20 protein-coding genes are annotated in these 20,116 nt (G+C 30.5%); 8 read left to right on the top strand and 12 right to left on the bottom strand.

From position 1 onward, the window contains the following. Positions 1-28: 28 nt before the first annotated feature. Positions 29-790, top strand: a complete 762-nt coding sequence (locus CQA69_RS02515; protein WP_137620255.1) for a HugZ family heme oxygenase — start codon at positions 29-31, stop codon at positions 788-790. Positions 791-808: 18 nt separating this feature from the next. Here the strand turns inward: CQA69_RS02515 and prfA are convergent, their stop codons facing one another. From prfA to CQA69_RS02485, 6 genes are all read right to left on the bottom strand, one after another. Continuing rightward, positions 809-1,876, bottom strand: coding sequence for a peptide chain release factor 1 (gene prfA / locus CQA69_RS02510; RefSeq protein WP_137620254.1), 1,068 nt, complete (start codon positions 1,874-1,876; stop codon positions 809-811). A 12-nt stretch (positions 1,877-1,888) separates the two neighbouring features. Beyond that, positions 1,889-2,152 carry a 30S ribosomal protein S20 gene (gene rpsT / locus CQA69_RS02505; RefSeq protein ID WP_137620253.1) on the bottom strand — a complete coding sequence of 88 codons (264 nt, stop codon included), beginning with the start codon at positions 2,150-2,152 and terminating at the stop codon, positions 1,889-1,891. 78 nt (positions 2,153-2,230) lie between these two features. Next, positions 2,231-2,731 (bottom strand): phosphatidylglycerophosphatase A family protein, encoded by a 501-nt coding sequence (locus CQA69_RS02500; protein ID WP_137620252.1) that lies wholly within the window; start codon positions 2,729-2,731, stop codon positions 2,231-2,233. 9 nt (positions 2,732-2,740) lie between these two features. Beyond that, positions 2,741-3,886 (bottom strand): sulfate adenylyltransferase, encoded by a 1,146-nt coding sequence (locus CQA69_RS02495; RefSeq protein ID WP_137620251.1) that lies wholly within the window; start codon positions 3,884-3,886, stop codon positions 2,741-2,743. After that, positions 3,867-4,751 (bottom strand): DNA-binding transcriptional response regulator, encoded by an 885-nt coding sequence (locus CQA69_RS02490; RefSeq protein ID WP_137620250.1) that lies wholly within the window; start codon positions 4,749-4,751, stop codon positions 3,867-3,869. Before CQA69_RS02490 ends, CQA69_RS02495 begins: the two co-directional genes overlap by 20 nt. After that, positions 4,748-5,863, bottom strand: a complete 1,116-nt coding sequence (locus CQA69_RS02485; RefSeq protein ID WP_137620249.1) for a bifunctional 2-C-methyl-D-erythritol 4-phosphate cytidylyltransferase/2-C-methyl-D-erythritol 2,4-cyclodiphosphate synthase — start codon at positions 5,861-5,863, stop codon at positions 4,748-4,750. Before CQA69_RS02485 ends, CQA69_RS02490 begins: the two co-directional genes overlap by 4 nt. 139 nt (positions 5,864-6,002) lie before the next feature. Here CQA69_RS02485 and CQA69_RS02480 point away from each other — a divergent pair, with 139 nt between their 5' ends. From CQA69_RS02480 to CQA69_RS08915, 3 genes are all read left to right on the top strand, one after another. Further along, on the top strand, positions 6,003-7,109 hold the full coding sequence (locus CQA69_RS02480) for an Mrp/NBP35 family ATP-binding protein (RefSeq protein WP_137620248.1): 1,107 nt from the start codon (positions 6,003-6,005) through the stop codon (positions 7,107-7,109). Positions 7,110-7,240: 131 nt separating this feature from the next. After that, the gene (locus tag CQA69_RS02475) at positions 7,241-8,263 is read left to right on the top strand and encodes an aldose epimerase family protein (protein WP_137620247.1); all 1,023 of its coding nucleotides are present in this window, start codon (positions 7,241-7,243) and stop codon (positions 8,261-8,263) included. A gap of 120 nt (positions 8,264-8,383) precedes the next feature. Next, on the top strand, positions 8,384-8,782 hold the full coding sequence (locus tag CQA69_RS08915; protein WP_171000299.1) for an LptM family lipoprotein: 399 nt from the start codon (positions 8,384-8,386) through the stop codon (positions 8,780-8,782). A 32-nt stretch (positions 8,783-8,814) separates the two neighbouring features. Here the strand turns inward: CQA69_RS08915 and CQA69_RS02465 are convergent, their stop codons facing one another. Continuing rightward, positions 8,815-10,398 carry a relaxase/mobilization nuclease domain-containing protein gene (locus CQA69_RS02465; RefSeq protein WP_137620245.1) on the bottom strand — a complete coding sequence of 528 codons (1,584 nt, stop codon included), beginning with the start codon at positions 10,396-10,398 and terminating at the stop codon, positions 8,815-8,817. Positions 10,399-11,480: 1,082 nt separating this feature from the next. Here CQA69_RS02465 and CQA69_RS02460 point away from each other — a divergent pair. Beyond that, positions 11,481-12,644, top strand: a complete 1,164-nt coding sequence (locus tag CQA69_RS02460) for a tetrahydrodipicolinate N-succinyltransferase N-terminal domain-containing protein (RefSeq protein WP_137620244.1) — start codon at positions 11,481-11,483, stop codon at positions 12,642-12,644. A gap of 168 nt (positions 12,645-12,812) precedes the next feature. Further along, positions 12,813-13,226, top strand: a complete 414-nt coding sequence (locus CQA69_RS02455) for a hypothetical protein (protein ID WP_137620243.1) — start codon at positions 12,813-12,815, stop codon at positions 13,224-13,226. A 217-nt stretch (positions 13,227-13,443) separates the two neighbouring features. Here the strand turns inward: CQA69_RS02455 and CQA69_RS08910 are convergent, their stop codons facing one another. Further along, a complete protein-coding gene (locus CQA69_RS08910) occupies positions 13,444-13,581 on the bottom strand; it encodes a hypothetical protein (protein ID WP_171000297.1) in 138 nt (45 codons plus the stop codon). Between the two features lie 150 nt (positions 13,582-13,731). On the opposite strand from CQA69_RS08910, the gene CQA69_RS02450 reads away from it, so the two are divergent. Then, positions 13,732-15,855: an alpha-galactosidase gene (locus CQA69_RS02450; RefSeq protein ID WP_137620242.1), complete on the top strand. Its 2,124-nt coding sequence runs from the start codon at positions 13,732-13,734 to the stop codon at positions 15,853-15,855. Positions 15,856-15,869: 14 nt separating this feature from the next. Beyond that, a complete protein-coding gene (locus CQA69_RS02445) occupies positions 15,870-17,102 on the top strand; it encodes an MFS transporter (protein WP_137620241.1) in 1,233 nt (410 codons plus the stop codon). Between the two features lie 625 nt (positions 17,103-17,727). Here CQA69_RS02445 and CQA69_RS02440 read toward each other — a convergent pair. The 4 genes from CQA69_RS02440 to rpsD all read right to left on the bottom strand — a co-directional run bounded on the left by CQA69_RS02440 (position 17,728) and on the right by rpsD (position 20,108). Further along, entirely contained in the window at positions 17,728-17,934 is a 207-nt protein-coding gene (locus tag CQA69_RS02440; protein WP_137620240.1) for a hypothetical protein, read from the bottom strand. Positions 17,935-18,098: 164 nt separating this feature from the next. Beyond that, complete coding sequence (rplQ, locus tag CQA69_RS02435) at positions 18,099-18,452, bottom strand: 50S ribosomal protein L17 (RefSeq protein WP_137620239.1); 354 nt, start codon at positions 18,450-18,452, stop codon at positions 18,099-18,101. Positions 18,453-18,455: 3 nt separating this feature from the next. Continuing rightward, complete coding sequence (locus CQA69_RS02430) at positions 18,456-19,469, bottom strand: DNA-directed RNA polymerase subunit alpha (RefSeq protein WP_137620238.1); 1,014 nt, start codon at positions 19,467-19,469, stop codon at positions 18,456-18,458. A gap of 12 nt (positions 19,470-19,481) precedes the next feature. Beyond that, on the bottom strand, positions 19,482-20,108 hold the full coding sequence (gene rpsD, locus CQA69_RS02425) for a 30S ribosomal protein S4 (RefSeq protein WP_137620237.1): 627 nt from the start codon (positions 20,106-20,108) through the stop codon (positions 19,482-19,484). Between the last annotated feature and the right edge of the window lie 8 nt (positions 20,109-20,116).

Here is a 20,116-nt window from a genome sequence, read left to right as displayed (position 1 = left end):
GATTAAAATAAATTAAAAAAGGAATAAAATGAATTTAGAAAGCATTATTTCTCATATGAATGAACACCACCAATCAAATTTGGTCGATCTTTGCAAAAAATTTGGTGGTATAAAAGATCCAAAAGAGGTAAAGTTGCAAAATGTTGATTTTACAGGTTTAGATATAGTTTATAATGGTAGTGAAAATCTGCGTATAGAATTTCCTAAAAAAGCTAACGAAGATACCTTAAAAGATACTATAATTTCTCTTTGTATGAGTGCAAAAACTGAAGATAATTTTAGTGGAGTAGCTAAAGAAATTGAAGAATTTAAATTAAATTTTAATTCCGTATGTTTAGCTACTTTAAATGAAAATAATGAGGTTGTTTGCTCTTATGCGCCTTTCGTAGCTACAAATTGGGGAAATTATATTTATATTAGCGAAGTTAGTGAGCATTTTGGTAATATTAAGAAAAATCCAAACAATATAGAAGTTATGTTTTTAGAAGATGAAAGTAAAGCTGCCTCTGTAATACTTCGCAAAAGATTGCGTTATAGGGTTAATGCAAGTTTTATAGACAGAGGCGAGCAATTTGATAAAATTTATGATAAATTTGAAAAACAAACTGGTGGAGAAGGCGGTATAAAAACTATAAGAAAAATGCTTGATTTTCATTTAGTGAAACTTGAATTTGGAAAAGGACGTTTTGTCAAAGGTTTTGGACAAGCATATGATATCGATCAAGGTAAAATCACTCACGCAAGTGCAGGAGCAAATGGAAATCCACACAAATTTCCACATAAACATTAAAAATTTACAAGAGTAAGATTATAAATTTTGCTCTTGTAAAGATTCAGCTTGATAATGGGCGATTAAAGGCTCAATGATTTCATCAAAAAGTCCATCTTGCATAATAGAATCTAAACGATATAAGGTTAAATTGATACGATGATCGCTGATGCGATTTTGAGGAAAATTATAAGTGCGTATGCGTTCACTTCTATCGCCACTACCCACTTGAGATTTTCTTGCCTCGCTTTCTTGCGCTAAACGTTCATTTTCTTGCATTTCATAAAGTCTAGCTTTTAAAACTTTCATTGCACTTTCTTTGTTTTTATGCTGACTTTTTCCATCTTGATTTACGACAACTATGCCAGTAGGAATATGGGTAATGCGAACAGCAGAATCGGTGGTATTCACACTTTGTCCGCCATGTCCTGAAGAACGCATAACATCGATTTTTAGATCATTTGGATTTATTTGTATCTCGATGTCATCAACTTCTGGCATAACAGCTACAGTAATAGCTGAGGTATGCACTCTTCCTTGAGATTCTGTTTGAGGAACTCTTTGTACTCTATGAGTTCCTCCTTCGTATTTAAGTCTAGAATATGCTCCCATACCTTTAACGAGCATTATAATTTCTTTAAATCCTCCAACACTTCCTTCGCTTGAGCTGACGATTTCTAACTTATAATTACGATTTTCCGCGTATCTTGCATAAGCTTTTACAAGATCGCCTACAAATAAAGAAGCTTCATCGCCACCTGTGCCTGCACGAATTTCTAAAAAAATATTTTTTTCATCATTGGGATCTTTAGGTAAGAGTAAGATTTTCAGTTCTTCTTCAAGCTTAGGTTTTAATTCTTCTAAAATTTTTAATTCTTCTTTGGCAAGTTCTCCAAGTTCATAGTCATTAAGCAAAGCCTTATTTTCTTCTATACTTTCTAAAGTTTTTAAATACTCTTTAGCTTTTAAAACAATGGGTTCTAAGTTTTTTTGTTCTTTTGAAAGAGCAGTCATTTTTTCGATATCGTTTATGATATCAGAGTTGCTAAGAAGAGAATTTAATTCTTCATAGCGTTTTAAAAAAGGGTCTAATTTATCGGCTAACATTAAAAAATAAAATTAGGCAATTTTATTTACTAAAAGAGCTAGACGACTTACACGACGTGAGGCAGTTTGCTTTTTAAGAAAACCTCGACTAACCATAGCATGAATGCTTTTATTAGCTATTTTGAAAGCTTCATTTGCAGCATTTTTATCATTTTTTGCAGCCGCTTCTCTTACAGCTTTAGTTATATTTTTAAGTCTTGTTCTATAAAATCTATTTCTTTCTGTTTTTTTAATAGTTTGTCTCGCTCTTTTTTCAGCAGATCTGTGGTTTGCCATTAAATATTCCTTTTTTGAAATTTTAAGGGTTAATTATATAAGAATAAAATTTAAAATTTCATTAATTTAAGTAAAATTTCAAAATAAATTTTTTAAATTAATATCCCAAGTTACAAGATTAAATTGAAGTAAAATCCCATAAATTACAGCACTTAAAAGTCCAGCAAATAAACCCGCTAACATATCATCTAGCATCACACCCAAGCCACCTTTAACTTTTTTATCAATTTTTCCTATAATAGAAGGTTTTGTAATATCGAAAAAACGAAAAAATATAAAAGCCGTTAGAAAATTTAATAAAGAATTTGCGCTACTTGCTGCGATAGCACAAGCTAAAAATACTCCAGCAACTTCGTCAATCACTATATGTTTATCATCGTGAATGCCTGTTTTTTTTTCATAATCATCTATGATACGAATACTTGCAATAAAAATTAGAAAACTTAATAAAAATAAAGTCGTATTTTCTAAATATTTTAAGATAAAAAAAGCAGGAATTAAAGCAGCAAGAGTTCCAAAGGTTCCAGGTGCTTTTGGCGAACAGCCTGAATAACAAAAAGTTAAAAAAAATTTTTGCATTTTTTTCCTTTATATCATATAAGACATTTGATGTGTTTCTAAAAGTTTTTGATAAAATTCTTCATCTTTTTTATATTCCAAAATACCATCTGTAGCAAAAAGATCGTTGTATATTTTTTGTAAATTTTTAAAACGATTTGGAAAGATTGAGGATAAAATCATACTAGAAATTTCTTTTCGCATAAAAATCGATGGTGGGATGATTCCTGATCTTAATAAATTTTTTAAAGATTGAGAATTATAATGTAAATGATGATGACATCCGTGTGGACAAGATCGGGTACTTACAATCATATGACAAATATCGCAAAATACAAATTCGGGTAAAACAATCACTTCTATATCATAATCTTTAGAAAATTCATCTAATATTGTTTTTGGCTGATTTTCATCGTAAAACATTCCAAGTCCAGTATGATTTTGTCCAACTACAAATTTAGTGCAACCAAGATTTTTTGCTATTATACTTTCAAGTCCTGGGTTTAGATGAGAATGAAAAATATTGATGTTTTTAAGCGGAAAAATAAAAATTCTATCGGGTGGTAGATAAGTTTGGATAATTTTTTTTAGATATTTTTGTTTTAAATCAAAATCAAAACCGTCTGGCTCAAAAGACTCTACCAAAAATACAACAACTAAATCCGCTTTATCTATAGCCCAGCGAAACATTCTTTCGTGTGCTCTGTGTAAAGGATCAAGGCTTGTAACAAGAGCTGTAATTTTTTGAGCATTAAGATTTTCTTTTGTGAGTTTAAAATTTTCTTTTATCATTTTTATGGAAGAATTATAAATTTCTATTTCTCCGCTGATACAAATTTCTCCATGATTTTCCAAAGAGCAAGTATGCGAGTTAAAAATACTAGAAAAATTTTTATCACTCTTAAATTTGCTTTTAAGATCAATATGCCCTACAATTTTTTCATTAAAAATGAGCTCTATTTTATCTCCTATTTTTAAATTTTTGGCATTTTTTGGAGCAAAAGTTAAAGGATATGGAAAACTTTCACCTTTAAATTTTCCAGTTTTTAAGATTTCTTTGCTTTCATTTTCATCCATTAAATGTGTGCAAGTTCCCAATAGTCCTTCTTGGATAAGAGAAAGGATCCCTAATTCATTTTCGTCAATAACAATGTTTTTATTTTTTCTTGATGTCATATTTTTTCCTCTTTTGCCATAAGGATTTGCGAGAAATTCCTAATTTTTTTGAAAGCTCAGTATCTGAAAAGACATTTTGATATTTTAAAATTATAAATTTTGCATACTCATCTAATGTTAAAATTTCATTACTGATGATATCTTTTTCATCATCATTAAGATTAATATATTGGAATTTGGAATTTGGGATATTAGAATTTGTATGCAAGATTACACTTTTATTTTTTATAAACTCAAACAATCTCTCCTGTTCCAAAGGTTTTAAAAACTGCAAATTGCTTAAAAATAAAAGAGTATTTTCTATGTAAGATTTTATAACCTTTTCTACCGAATTTGTTACAGCTAGATCAATATATGAAAGCATTATATCGCATTCATTGATAAATTTAAACACAAAAGCATCAACAGAGCTTTGTTTATTAGACTTTATGATAATAGGAAATTTTAATTTTTTAAAATTATAATCAGGAATTTTAATAGTTTCCAAGCGCGATTTTATATAGTTTTTATAGGCTTTATTTTGTACAGAAAATTTTTTAAAATCTTGATGATGTTTAATTTTTCTTATAAGTTCTTCTATCATAAAAGGTTTTTGTATATAATCACTTGCACCTAATTTCAAAGGATTTGAAACCGTATCAGTACTAATATAAGAGATTAGCAAGATAATAATACTATGTTTAAAATGTTCTACAGCTTTTAAAAAATTGGCTGTATTTGTTGAGAGCAACACAATATCATAATGCTTTTTGTCGTGATACTCATCAAAAGAATTAATAATCGTGCAATTATATCCAGCGCTATTTAATTTTACGCTAATACTTTGCGCTAAGTAAATTTCATTTTCTATAATTAAAACTTTCACAATAATGTCCAATCAAAATATTTTAAATTTACATTACTTAGCACTGCTATGCCTTCTTTTCGTCCTATAGATCCTAGCTTTTCTGTTGTGGTAGCTTTTATATTAATTCTATACTCGCTAATGTCTAAAATATGTGCTATATTTTTAGCTATACTTTCTTTAAAATCTTTGAGTCTAGGAGTTTCTGCTATCACGCAAATATCTGCATTTACAAGCTCAAGCCCAATTTCTTTGACTTTATGATAAACTTCTTTTAAAAGCTCTATAGAGTTTGCATTTTTAAATTTTATATCTGTATCAGGATAAAGTTCGCCTATATCACCCAAACTCGCAGCCCCCAAAAGTGCATCAATCAAAGAATGTGCTAAAACATCACCGTCTGAGTGCGCTTTCAAGCCCATGCTAGGATGAATTTCTACACCCCCTAAGATCAAAGGTCTTTTTTCTCCAAATTCATGGACATCAAAACCATTTCCACAAAAAATTTCACCGCTAGGTTTTGGTAAATTAAATTTTTTTAAATCCTCTTTAAAGGTTAATTTTCTAGCATTCTCTTCGCCTTCTATAAACCAAATTTTACCACCTACAGCCGCAATAGCTGTACTATCATCTGTAAAATTTACATCTTGATCAAGAGCCTTTTTAAGTAAATTAGTGCGTGAAATTTGTGGAGTTTGAATAAGCTTGATTCTTTCTCTTTGTAAAATTTCATCATCAAAAAGTGTCGTATCACAAACTTTTAAAGCTGGAGTGATGCAATCTGCCTTATCAATATTTTCAAGCAAGCGATCGAATAAATTTTTACTGATGGAAACTCTTGCGACATCGCTTACTATAACAAATTCTGTTTCAACCAGTTTTAAAGCGTTTTTTAAAGATTGTGCGCGAGTATCTCCACCTTCTACGATTTCATAATTTTTTGCGAATTTTTTCATATAAGAAGTATTACTAGAAGTAACAATTATCTTTTTAAAAGGGTAAAAAGAACTCAAATTTTTAGTTGCATAGAGCCATAAAGGATCGCTACCAATACGCAAAAATTGTTTTTTTACCTCCATGTTTAAACGCGTAGAATTTCCAGCTGCTAACATAATTAGACTTAATTCTCGCATTTTTTATTCCTTAGATGTGATTTTATAAAATAAACTTAGTTATTATAATGTTACCATATTATACACTTACAAAAAGCTAAATTTTAGATTTTTATGAGTAAAATAAATTTTTTAATTTTTTTTAAGGAAAGTTAGAATTATGAAAGAGCAAATTTTAGAAAAACTTAAAAATGTAAAGTATCCTAATTTTGAAAAAGATATAGTTAGTTTTGGTTTTGTTAAAGAAATAAAAGTAGAAAATAACGAAGCTTTTATCAATATCGAAATCGCTTCATCCAATCCTGAAATTTCTAATGAAATTCGCAAAAATGTTAATGAAGTTTTATCTTCTTTAAATTTAAAAAATATAGAAATTAACATCATCACGCCGAAAATTCCTGAAGAGAAAAGCAATTCGAGAAGTGGTAAAAATATCGTTCCTCAAGTAAAAAATTTTATCATGATTTCAAGTGGTAAAGGTGGAGTAGGTAAATCAACTACAACCGTAAATTTAGCCATTTCTATGGCAAAGATGGGTAAAAAAGTAGGGATTTTGGATGCGGATATTTATGGGCCAAATATCCCAAGAATGCTTGGAGAAACTAAAACTCAACCTGAAGTGGTAGGACAAAGATTAAAGCCTATTTTAACACACGGGGTTTATATGATGAGTATGGGAGTTTTGATCGAAGAAGGACAAGGGCTTATGTGGCGTGGTGCGATGATCATGAAGGCTATGGAGCAATTACTCGCTGATGTGATTTGGCCTGAACTTGATGTTTTATTTTTAGATATGCCTCCAGGAACAGGTGATGCACAAATCACTTCTGCACAAAGCATACCAATCACTGCAGGTGTATGCGTGAGTACTCCACAAACGGTTTCTTTAGATGATAGCAAACGAGCACTTGATATGTTTAACAAACTTCATATCCCAATCGCAGGTATAGTAGAAAATATGAGCGGATTTTTATGCCCTGATAATGGTAAAGAATATGATATTTTTGGTAAGGGAACTACCGAGGAAATGGCAAAAGCTTATAAAAGTGAAGTTTTAGCACAAATTCCTATTGAAATGATCGTTAGAGAAGGTGGGGATGATGGAAAACCAGTGAGCTTTTATCATCCTGAAAGCGTGAGTTCAAAGCGTTATTTAATGGCGGCTGAAAAAATTTGGAATTTTATAGAAAAGATTAACAATGAAGGCGGAGCAGATAATTCTGCAATTCAACCGATAATGAACGGAAAAAGCGCTTGTTCACATTGATATTTAGGGTTATTCCCTAAATATTTTTTTACTTCTTATCTTTTTAAATCACTTTTAAATTTTTACACCACTTCTTAAAAAGTATTTATTAATTAATGTCAAAATTGTATAAGATTTTTTAGGAGGATACAATGAAGATATTGCAAGAAGCATTTGGTGAGTATAACGATGAAAAAGTTACACGAATTCGGTTGATTAATGACAATAATGTAGAAATTTCCTGCCTTAGTATGGGGGCAATTTGGCATCAATTTTTAGTTCCAACTAAGGATAAAGAGTATCAAAATTTATTATTGAGTTTTGATAACATTGATGATTATTACTCAAACCCTCAAAACATTTGTAAATCGATCGGCAGGGTTGCTGGAAGAATTAAAAATGCATCGTATGATTTAAACGCAAAGCATTATAAATTGCCACAAAATGATCACGGCAATACTCTTCATGGTGGACCACACGGCTTTTCAACTTGGAACTGGGAATATTCAACTTCAGTTGATGAAAATAGCGTGAGTGTGACTTTTCAAAAAAAAATCGATGAAAGCATGGATGGCTTTTTTGGAGAGATACAAGCTAGTATTGTTTATACTTTAGACAATCAAAATAAAGTAAGCATTGCATATAGTGCGATAGGTGGCAAGGAAGATACTTTGTTTAACCCAACATGCCACGTTTATTTTAATTTAAGCAATCGTCGCGATTTGACAACGCATGAATTGCAAATCAATAGTGATCATATTTTAGAAACCGATGAGCGTTTAATCCCTACTGGAAAATTCATTGCTGTTGATAACACAGCTTATGATTTTCGTAATTTTAAAAATGTAGAATCCGTGCTTAAAGAAATTAAAGGACTAGATACAGCTTATGTGCTTAAAACAAATTTGGCTGCCATTTTAAAAGATAAAGAAAGCAAACGTCAAATTATCGTGCATTCAGATCGTAATGGACTTGTTGTTTATACGCCTGAAAAAATTGAAGGACAAAATATTTCATTTAGTCGAGATAAAGGCGCTTTAGCAAATAAAAATGAAGGCATTGCTTTAGAGGCACAGACTTTGCCAGATGCGATTCATCATAAAAATTTTGGTGATATTGTATTGCCAAGTCATAGCAAACAAACCTATCTTATATCATTTACATTTAAACAATGATTTAAGAAAGCAAGTTTGGATTATTTTTGATGAAAATATGGAAAAGTGGTTTTCTAAACCTTGAAAATATTTTCTTAAGCTTAAAAAGCTATAATTTAAAACATTTCAAGAAAGAAAAAAATGAAAAAAATTTTAAAAGGAATTTTAGCTTTAGGGCTAATTAGTTTTTTAACAGGGTGTGGCGACAATTTAGTAAAGCTAGAAAACAAAGACAATTCTCCTTATTATGAAACTGCAATTGAGGCCGTTAAAAAGAAGTATCCAAATTATGAACTTTACGATTTTTCTTCAGTAAAATCTTTAGAAAAAAAGATTGTAAATGCAAGTGTGAGAATTCCTAGACTTGAAGAAAATTTAAAAGACCAAAAAAAACTTTATCGTTATTTTAATTTTATTATCTTGAAAAATAACCAAAATGATTATAAATTTATAGATGTTAGATGTGATAATAAATCGTATGCAGATAAAACCTTAGTTTGCTACGTAAGCGACGAGGACAAAAATTTTTTTATAAAATAAATAAATTAATGCGGACTTATGATCCGCATTAATTATAAACCCTTATCTTTCAAATTCTCATTTTGCTTATTATTGATTTTTCTAGAAAAAGAAGAATAAGAAATTTTGCTTTTATTTATGATATTTAAATCATCTTTTATATTTAAAATTTCGCAACCTTTCTCATACTCTTTAATCAAAAAAGGATTAATCTTTTTAATGTTTTTATTTGAAAGCTCCAGCTTTAAATTCTTAAATCCAAGCGTAATATTATCTTGCAAGAAGTCTTTATTGCTTTCTAAATTTTTAAGGTAGTTTTCGTATTCCCACACTTCAGAATTTGATTTTTTAAGCAAATAAATTGCATTATCTAAGCTTTGTATTTTCTTTTCTAAATTAAAAATATTTTGTTTTTTGCCATTGAAAAGACTTAAAGAGATTAAATTTGCTTCTAAATTCTTTTTCATAGCATCATCTAAATTTTGATTATTTTTAGAAATAGTATTTTTAACTTTTAAGAATTCTTGATAATCTTTTTTTGATGAAATTTTTACATTTTTTATGCTATCTGAAAACATTTCTAATCGTTTTGCGTCAATTATTTTTTCATAAGTTAATTTATTTAATTCTTTGTTTAAAATTTCAATTTTTGAATTAATTTCTTTCAACTCTTTCATTTCATTTAAAATAGAATTTTCATTCTCTTTTATTTTTTTGCTATTGAGTTTTAAATCTCGCCCAATTTTATAAAATTTTTTATTATTTTTCTTTTTATATTGATTAAAAAGATTAAGCAAATGATTTCTTTCATCTTTTAAATTTTTATTCTCTTCAGAAAAAAAATCAATTCTACTTTTTTTCTTTTCGATTTTAATATTTTCTCTTTGAATATTATTTAATAAAATCTCATTTAAATTATTTTTAGTTTCATACTCATCAAGATATAAATTTCTTTTAATTTTTTGACATTCTTTCTTTAAATCTTTTTCTAAAATTGAATGATTATGATAACGCAAACCTTTGTTATTTAAAGTCATACAAAAATTATTTCTAATATCGTCCCAAAACTCTTTCACGTCTTCTTTTTTATCAAAATGAATTTTCTTTTTTGTCAGTATATTTCTTTTATTTAAAACGATATGAACGTGTGGATTATTTTGATGAGTATGTAAAACCATAACATACTTATAACCGAGAAAATTATTATCCATAACTTGCTGAACAGATTTTTTTAAAATTTCAAGATTTTTAGGAGTAGGATTTTCTTTTATAGAAAACATTAAATGCCAAGCGTCTTTTGCATTTTCTGATTTAGAAAAATCTTTTTTCCAGTCTTTTAAAACTTCTTTGGTGGTAACTTCCTCCCCTTTTTCATTAATGAGTAAGGAATTATCATTATTTTTTAAAATATATTCCATCGCTCTTTTTGCACCAGCACTTGATAAATTGCTTAAAAGTTTTACAATAACTTGTTTAGAAAAAGAAGATTTATTGAAATTATTAATATTATTTTTTATTGAATAAGAACTAACATAATGATTAAAAATTTTATTTCTTTTAAAATTGTCTTTTATGATAGAACTTGCTTTTTTAACTTTTTTTATTTCTTCAAGTAATTCTTCAATCTTTTTTTGCATTCTTTTCTCAAAAATTTTAGTAAATTAATTTAAAAAATTATAGTAAAAAATATAAAACTTGTATAGAGGCAGGATAACCCTTTATAGTGGCTGTTTTTTAACTCAAATCACTATTTTATAGTGCTTTGAACGTTAAAAAAGATTTTTTTGCAAAAAATAAAATTAAAAAAAACTTTTTTTTAATTTTTGTTCTTGAAATAAATTACTTTTTTTTAAAAAAATAAAATGATAAAAAAAATAAAAAAAATATGAAAAAAAGTCATCAAAAAAAATATGAAAAAATAATACAAAATATGCAAAAGAATATTTAAGATAAGAAATGAGATTTAAGACGACTAAGAAAAAGCATCACATAATAAGAAAAAAGAAACATTTAATATAGAAAGATAAAGTATTTTTTACGATACTTTATTTTATAAAAAATAAAAACAAAAATTCTATTTTAAAAAGAATAAAAAAATCAAAATTTTTGCTTAAAAAATATAAAAAAAATCAAAAATTGAATAAAAAATAATTATTAAAAATCATTGAATGATTTTTTTTATGAAAAAAAATTAAAACTTTTAAAAGTATGAAAAAATAGCTATTAAAAAGAATTTTTTTTACCATTTTTTTTTAAAAAAATAAAAAAATATTAACCCCCCTTTTTTTGCGACTTTTTTATAGTGGCTTTTTTTGAAAAAAAAATCCACTTAAAAGTATGAAAAAATAGATATTTAATTGATTATATTTTTTTCCAAAAAGTTATATTAAATAAAACTTAATTAAGTTTTATTTAAAAATAAAAATATCGTTTAAAGTATGAAAAAATAATTACTTTAAGTTTAAATTAAGTCGCAAAAAAAAAAAGGGGGGGGGTTAATACCTTATGCTATGATTTTGAAAGATTTGCAAATCAATATTTTTATTTAAGGAAAAAAATAATGAGAAAAAATTAATATCGTTTTTAGTATTGTTCTTTATAGCGGTTTTAAAAGTATTTATTACTTATATAAAAATTTGCGGATTTTAACTTAAAGTAAGAATTCAAGTTTTATTTTGATATAATCCATCTTTTAAAATAAATAATAAAAAGGAAATAAATGTCGATAAATACCAAAGAAGATTTTTTACTTTTAATCAAACAAATTGAGCAAAAAAGTGGCTATAGAACTCCTAAAGCCTTTGGTATAGCGAGGCTTGATAGAGGACAAATTAATAAAAATAAAATTTTACAAGCAAGTTTTGCTTTGGTCAATTATGAACAAAATTTTGCTTCAGCAACGATAATGCTTGAAGCTTTTATGCAAAGAGGTGTTGAAGTTGATTTTAGCAAAAGTGAATTTTCGCAAGTTTTAAAACTTGAAGATATTGATTTTGCTTTATCTTGCTTTAAACCTTTTTTAGAAGAAGAAGGACATAAAAATATTGATTTATTAAAACTTATTAAGGATAAATTTAAAGACGATGAATTTGCTTTTGTATGTCTTTTTGAAGATAAAGAACCTTTGAGTGTTGAAAGTGTTTATCTTAAACTTTATTTACTTTCTACAAAAAAAGTGCCTTTAAGAAGTATAAATTTAAATGGTGCGTTTGGACTTTTAAGCAATGTTGCTTGGAGTGACGATAAGCCTATAGAACTTGAGTATTTAAGAGAAAATGAAGTGCGTTTAAAAATGACTAATCAATATCCAAAGATTGATTTTGTAGATAAATTCCCAAGATTTTTAGCACATATTATACCTGAAGACAATACAAGAATTTTAGAAAGCTCTAAAGTAAGAATGGGTGCTTCTTTAGCGGCTGGAACAACTATTATGCCGGGTGCTTCTTATGTGAATTTCAATGCTGGAACAACAGGGGCTTGTATGGTGGAAGGCCGTATAAGCTCAAGTGTTGTGGTAGGAGAAGGATCAGATATAGGCGGAGGAGCTTCTATTTTAGGAGTTTTAAGTGGTACAAGTGGGAATGCGATCAGTATAGGCAAAGCGTGTCTTTTAGGTGCAAATTCAGTTACTGGAATTCCTTTAGGTGATAATTGTATCGTTGATGCAGGAATTGCCGTTTTAGAAGGGACTAAGTTTTTACTAAAAGATACACAAGAACTTGCAAAGCTTAATCCAAATTTCACTTTTGATAAAGAAATATATAAAGGTTTAGAACTTCAAGGTTTAAATGGGCTCCATTTCCGTCAAGATTCAACAACTGGAGTAATGATCGTTGCTTTAAATAAAAAAGCAGTAAAACTCAACGAAGCCTTGCATTAAAATAAAATTATTTTAAAAGAAGAAATCCAAAAACAGGAGGCAAAACAAAATGACAATGCAAATACAAGTGCCAGAAGTAATATCAGGGCAGATGAGCGAGGAGAGTTTGGAGAGATTAGCGAGGAACTTACACATAGCGAAAGAGGACGATATGAAAGAAATTCCTCTTTGGCTTTTGGAGGACTTAGCGATAACTTGCAAACAATTGCATTTAGAGAAAGAATTGGACAAAGTCTTGGAGGAAATAAAACTCAATCTAGAGGCACAGCGGAAAGCAGATTTGATGGAGCAAGAAGCCAGAGAAATGAAGATAAAAGCAGACTTAGCGGAGCAGAGAGCAGAGAAAGCGGAGCAATTAAATCTTCAAATCAAGAGCTTTATGAGGCAAATGAAAGAAAAATATGGAATAGCTTAAGTAAGGAGGAAAAACAAACTTTTAAAAGCTATTCTTTAGAATTAGAAAAGCAAAAATTATCATCTTATATTAATGATGAGATGATTAGAGACGATATTTCAAATCTAAAAAAAGATTTGAAATATTATATGAAAAAAGCTGATATTTTAGTTCCTAGAAAAAAGTAAAAATTTAGTTTCCTTATTTGTAGTCAAAGTTAAAAAACTAGGGTTTAATTTTTCATCTACCTTTTAAAATATCATAATCAGTTAATTTTGGAGAAGCATAAATGCTTTCAAGCACCTATTTCTTGCATAATATTTTTTAATTTTTGAAAACATATAATTGTAAAGATTTTTATTTTGTTTGGTAAAATTATAAGTGATTCTGAGATAGATCATATCCTCAAGATGGCGTATTTGGTTTTACAGGATTTGAAATAATTGGACTCGCTCCATTTTGTAAAATTCTAAAACTAACACTGTGTATAAAATCGAGTTTAGAATGATCCAAGTTGTAACCAATCGTAACATTTATACTCAATTTTAGCCTTTTTAATTTAAGATTAGAATCAGTTTTAGCTAATTTTAAATATTTCTATAATAAAGTATTAATAACTAGAAGTGTGATTTTTTGCACAGTTTAAATATTTGAAACGTTTCGGATAATACAATTTAAAGAGGAGATATCTTTATGATTTCAAAGTACTGCAGACTGAGTAATTCTCATTCTGATTTAATTATTAAAACCCATCCACATGCAGAGATTATTTATTGGGGCTCTGCGCTGAAACATTTTTCACCAGATGACTGCGCTAGTCTGGAAAGACCGGTTGCGAATGGTCGTTTGGATGTTGATACTCCACTGACACTTATGGCTGAAAATGGCTTGGGACTTTTTAGTTCTTCAGGACTGGAAGGACATAGAAATGGACTAGATGCATATCCTATCTTTCATACGGTTGATGTTGAACATACTAAAAATACCCTGAAACTTACTAGTGAAGATTCTATAGCCGGCCTACGTATGGTCAGTGAGTTGATTATGACTTCATCAGGGGTTTTAAAAGTTCGTCATGCACTGACCAATCTTAAAGATGATGACTGGTGGATAAATCGTTTCGCTATCACTCTACCGGTAGTTGAACGTGCACAAGAAGTTATGGCCTTTCATGGACGCTGGACTCGTGAGTTTCAGCCGCACAGGGTGCGTGTGGATCATGATGCTTTTGTGTTGGAAAATCGCAGAGGACGGACATCTCATGAGCATTTTCCGGCGTTGATTGTCGGCACACCTGGCTTCTCAGAGCAACAAGGAGAGGTGTGGGCAGTACATCTAGGGTGGAGTGGAAATCATCGTATGAGATGTGAGGCAAAAACTGACGGTAGGCGTTACCTACAGGCAGAAGCTTTGTGGATGCCTGGTGAAAAAGCTATTAAGAAGGATGAAACCCTGTACACACCTTGGTTATATGCCTGCCACTCTGTGGATGGTCTTAATGGAATGAGTCAGCAATACCATTGTTTTTTACGTGATGAAATTATCCGTTTTCCTGAGAATAAAAGCCGCCCTGTACATCTTAATACTTGGGAAGGTATTTTTTTCGATCATAATCCTGATTACATCATGCAGATGGCTGATCGAGCAGCATCACTGGGTGTTGAGCGTTTCATTATTGATGATGGTTGGTTTAAAGGACGTAATGATGACCACGCTGCTCTTGGCGACTGGTATATAGATGAAAAGAAATATCCAAACGGGCTGATGCCAGTTATTAAGCATGTGAAATCTCTTGGTATGGAATTTGGCATATGGGTTGAACCAGAAATGATTAACCCAGATTCTGATTTATTTCGTCTTCATCCGGATTGGATATTGTCAATGCCAGGATATTCCCAACCAACTGGAAGATATCAGTATGTTCTTAATCTGAATATTCCAGAGGCCTTTGATTATATTTATGAGCGTTTATCATGGTTACTGGGAGAACATCCTATTGATTATGTGAAATGGGATATGAATCGTGAGCTTGTGCAGGCTGGATATGAAGGCCGTGCAGCAGCAGATGCACAGACTTGTCAGTTCTACAGGTTACTTGATCTCCTTCGCGAACGCTTTCCACATGTTGAGTTTGAGTCTTGTTCTTCCGGTGGTGGGCGTATTGATTTTGAAGTTCTGAAACGCACACATCGGTTTTGGGCATCTGATAATAATGATGCACTGGAGCGTTGCACCATACAGCGTGGTATGAGTTATTTTTTCCCTCCGGAGGTGATGGGGGCTCATATTGGTCCTAGTCGTTGCCATACAACTTTCCGGCAGCACAGTATCGCTTTTCGTGGTTTGACTGCATTATTCGGTCATATGGGACTAGAACTGGATCCGGTGGCCGCAGATGAGATAGAATCTGAGGGTTATCGTCGTTATGCTTTACTCTATAAAGAATGGAGAAAACTAATTCATACAGGTGTTTTCTGGCGTGTGGATATGCCAGATTCTTCGATACAGGTTCAAGGAGTAGTTAGCCCTGATCAGTCTCAGGCACTTTTTATGATCAGTCAGCTTGCAATGCCGGATTACACCTTACCTGGCATACTTCGTTTTCCTGGACTGGTAGCAGAAGCACGTTATCGTATTAAGGTTATTGATCACCCAGAAATTCAGGTGGTCGGCGAAGGTGGCCATACTATGCGCAAATTACCACTCTGGATGAACCAGTCTTTAGAGGCTAGTGGTGAATGGTTGACACAAGGAGGAATTCAACTTCCTATACTGGATCCAGAGAGTGCAATTTTAATTGCACTTGAAAGAGTGTGAGAAGAGTAAGAATAATGAATTCTGTAAGTATATATAAGAATCCAGATTTCTGGATTTTCGGTCCATTTTTCTTTATCTATTTTTTCATCATGGCAATCTATTTTCCGTTTTTTCCTATATGGTTGTCCGATGTGATCGGACTCAGTAAAATGGAAACAGGTATAGTCTTTTCATTTATGTCTTTGCTTGGTATCATTTTACAGCCATTATTTGGGTTTATATCAGATCGCTTGGGACTGAAAAAAAATCTAATCTTTAGTATCAGCTTGTTGTTGTTATTTTTCGCTCCCTTTTTTTTATATGTATTTGCACCCCTGCTGCTCTTTAATATCTGGATAGGTGCACTGGTTGGTGCTGTCTATGTCGGTATTGTATTTAGTGCAGGTGCTCCAACTATCGAAGCCTATATAGAGCGGGTCAGTCGCCGTAGTGGATTTGAATACGGTAAAGTAAGAATGTTTGGGTGCTATGGTTGGGGGATATCTGCGAGTATAACAGGAATACTTTTTAGTATAGATCCTTCCATTGTTTTTTGGATAGGATCTGGATTTGGTGCATTATTGCTTTTTTTATTGTATTTGGCGAGCCGTACCGGCCAGACGGCAAAGGTTTTGAATATACAGGGTGTCAACTCTTCCTTGGTTTCTGCTAAAACAGTCTTTAGTTTGTTTCGCATGCGTCAAATGTGGATGTTTGTTTTATATGTGATTGGTGTAGCATGTATCTATGATGTATTTGATCAGCAATTTGCCACCTTTTTTCGTTCATTTTTTGATACTCATGAGGCAGGAACACAGGTATTCGGGTTTGCTACCACCGCGGGTGAGTTTTGTAATGGTATTGTTATGTTTTTTGTACCATGGATAATTAATCGTATTGGTGCTAAAAATGCCCTTCTTGTTGCAGGCTTAATTATGACCATCCGCATTACCGGTTCTTCTTTTGCTACCACTATTACAGAAGTTGTAATTTTAAAAATGCTTCACTGTCTTGAAGTTCCATTTTTATTAGTAGGGGTGTTTAAATATACTACGGTAATATTTAGTACTCGATTGTCAGCGACTGTTTATTTGGTCGGTTTTAATCTTTCCAAACTACTTGCCGCAATACCTCTTTCTACCTTTGCTGGCTATTTGTATGATCATATAGGATTTCAGAATACGTATCTTATGCTAGGGATGATTGCTCTGATTGTTACTGTGATATCAGCTTTCACGCTTACTTCCCATAAAAGGATTTTAACATAGAGAATTTGAAATAAGGAGTTTTTTTTGGGGTCTCGACGGGTTCTTTTTTATACCCCAAAAACTCCTTACCAATATCAAAAAGTGTGAGCGGTTTAGGTTTATTGCTTTTCTGTTAATATTAAAGCTTTAATTTTACCTTTTTGAGATATAAAAACAATTTTTTTAAATGTTGTTTAGTACTTGCTAAACCTTCTATTTATGTTTTAAGTTTCAATTTTTAAATAACATTGATTTTAATAATACTCACAAACCTATTTAAAGCAATGCTACTATCTTGATATGGATTGATATTTTTGATTATAGATGCTTTAAAAAGGCATATAATTTGTAATAAGGTCTATTTTGTTTTTGTATACAGAATTTTTTAAAGAGTTTTAGCTTCTAGTTTCTTTTCCAATTTGATTATAATTTGATCTATTACTATACATTAGAAAAAACATAAGACTTAAGTTTTTATCAGAAATTTTTACAAAATTTTTTTATAACGAATTTTTTACTTCTTGTTTTAAAGTATTGATACCCATTTTAAAATTCTACCCACTGTGTGATCCTAGTAGTATTAGAAACATTAGTTTTTTCTTTAATAAATGGTTAAAAACGATTATCTTTTGTAGCTAATTCTAAATCATCTCTTCAGGAAAAAAATTCTTTCAATTATTTCATTAAGGATATCGAATTGCTCTGAATTATTAAAGAATATTTTTGCTCTATAGTTTTGGACAAATATTTTTTCAGAATTTTTATAAGTATTAGCAAAAACCATACTTGGAACATTAAAACCTGCTAAAGCTAAAAACGACAAAGCGTTTTTATAACTTTGATTTTCTTTCATGGTTAAATTTCCATACCGATAAAATTATTCTGAAATTATAATATTTTTATAAAATTTGTTCTATAAGAAAATTAAAATCTTAGTCAAAAGAGATTACAAGGAAGAATTATAATTTTATTACAAAATAAATTTCTCTAGCAAATTTATAGCTAGAGAAATTTATATCAAGCCACAAATTCAATAAAAGCCATTTCGGCAGCATCGCCACGACGAATTCTTGTTTTTATAATTCTAGTGTAGCCACCGTTTCTTTCTTTAAATTTCGGAGCAATTTCTGTTACTAGTTTATTAGTAGCGTTTTTATCTTGCAAGGAAGCAAAAACAGCTCTATGAGCATTGAAATCGCCCAATCTAGCTCTAGTAATAAGTCTTTCTACATATCCTCTTAATTCTTTAGCTTTTGGTAATGTTGTTTCGATTTTACCATTATTAACCAAAGCAATTGTTAAATTTTTTAACAAAGCAGCACGATGAGATGAAGTTCTGCCAAGTTTTCTATATCCGTGTTTATGTCTCATTTTTTATCCTTCATTTTGTGCTTTTAATTCAGCAATTTTTTTGCTTAATATGTCTCTGTTATCACTTAATTTAGAAGTTCCTACAGGAAAACCTATACTTTCCATGATGCTTTTGATTTCATCAAGTGATTTTTTACCTAAATTTTTAAGCCCTGCAAGTTCATTTACACTCATTAAAGCAAGTTCGCCTATATAAACGACTCCTGCTTTTTCAAGGCAGTTGTAACTTCTTGCACTTAAATTTAAATCAGTAATATTTTGCAATAATTTAGTATTTTCTAATTCATTGCTAGTGGCTTGATTTTTAATAATACTTCTAACATTAGTGATTTTATCAAAAACTGATAATTGTTTATACATAGCTTCTAAGGCATTTTGAAAAGCTTCATTTGGAGTGATTTGTCCATCTGTTGTTATAGTTAAAACCACTTTTTCATAATCGGGATTATCTTCAAATAAAACTTTTTCAATATCATAAGTAGCTTCTCTTACAGGAGTAAAAAAGGCATCAAGAGCGATAAATTTTGGATCATTTAAAAGCTCTTTTGTTTCTTCGCTTGGCACGTAACCAATTCCTTTTTCTATAATCAAAGTAAATTTAAGTTCCGCATCTTCATTGATAGTTGCTAAATATGCATCAGTATTTACCACTTCAACTTGATTGTTGTTTAAATCTTTGCCATAAATTTCTTTAGGACCTTTAAAACTAAATTCTACTATTTCTTTATCGGCATTACTTTTAAGTTTAAAGCGTAATTTTTTAAGATTGATAATAAAAAGTGCTACATCTTCGAACATACCACGCATACTGTCAAATTCGTGAGACACTCCATCAATATGAATTGCAGTTGGAGCGTAGCCTATAGTGCTTGTATAAAGCAAACGACGTAAAGGGTGAGCTAAAGTAATCCCATAGCCAATTTCAAAAGGCCAAGCACTAATTTTAGCCACAGTGTCGCTAATATTTTCTATCGTAAATTCTGTCGGTGTATAAGCAGATGTTGTAATTTTTCTCATATCTAACTCCTATTACTTAGAGTAAAGCTCAACTATAAATCTTTCCTCTACAGGAATAACAACTTCTTCTCTTTCAGGTTTTCTTGTAAAAATTCCAAATCTTTTATCTTTTTCTACATCAACCCAAGCAACTATACCAGTTTGTGCTGTAAGTTCTATCGCTCTTGTAATTTGAGGATTGTTTTTGCTTTTTTCGATAATTTCGATTTTAGCACCTGCCTCAACTCTAAAACTTGGGATATCCACTCTTTTACCATTCACTAAAATATGCCCATGGGTTACAAGTTGTCTTGCAAAACGACGAGTGGTTGCAAATCCCATTCTATAAACTACATTGTCTAATCTTTGCTCTAAAAGTTGGATAAGTAAAACCCCTGTATTACCATCTTTTCTAGCTGCCTCTGCAAAAAGTCTTCTAAATTGCTTTTCGCTAACTCCATACATAAATTTAGCTTTTTGTTTTTCTCTTAATTGAAGTCCATATTCGCTAATTTTACCTTTTCTTGCTCCGTGTTGACCTGGTGCATAAGGGCGTTTATCTAATGCGCTTTTCCCTGCTAATCTTCTTTCTCCTTTTAATGCCAAGCTAACACCAAAGCGTCTTTCTAATTTTTCTACTGGTCCTCTATATCTTGCCATAATAATCT

Source organism: Campylobacter estrildidarum, assembly GCF_005406205.1.
Taxonomy (GTDB): Bacteria; Campylobacterota; Campylobacteria; order Campylobacterales; family Campylobacteraceae; genus Campylobacter_D; species Campylobacter_D estrildidarum.
This window is presented reverse-complemented; position numbering and strand designations above follow the sequence as displayed.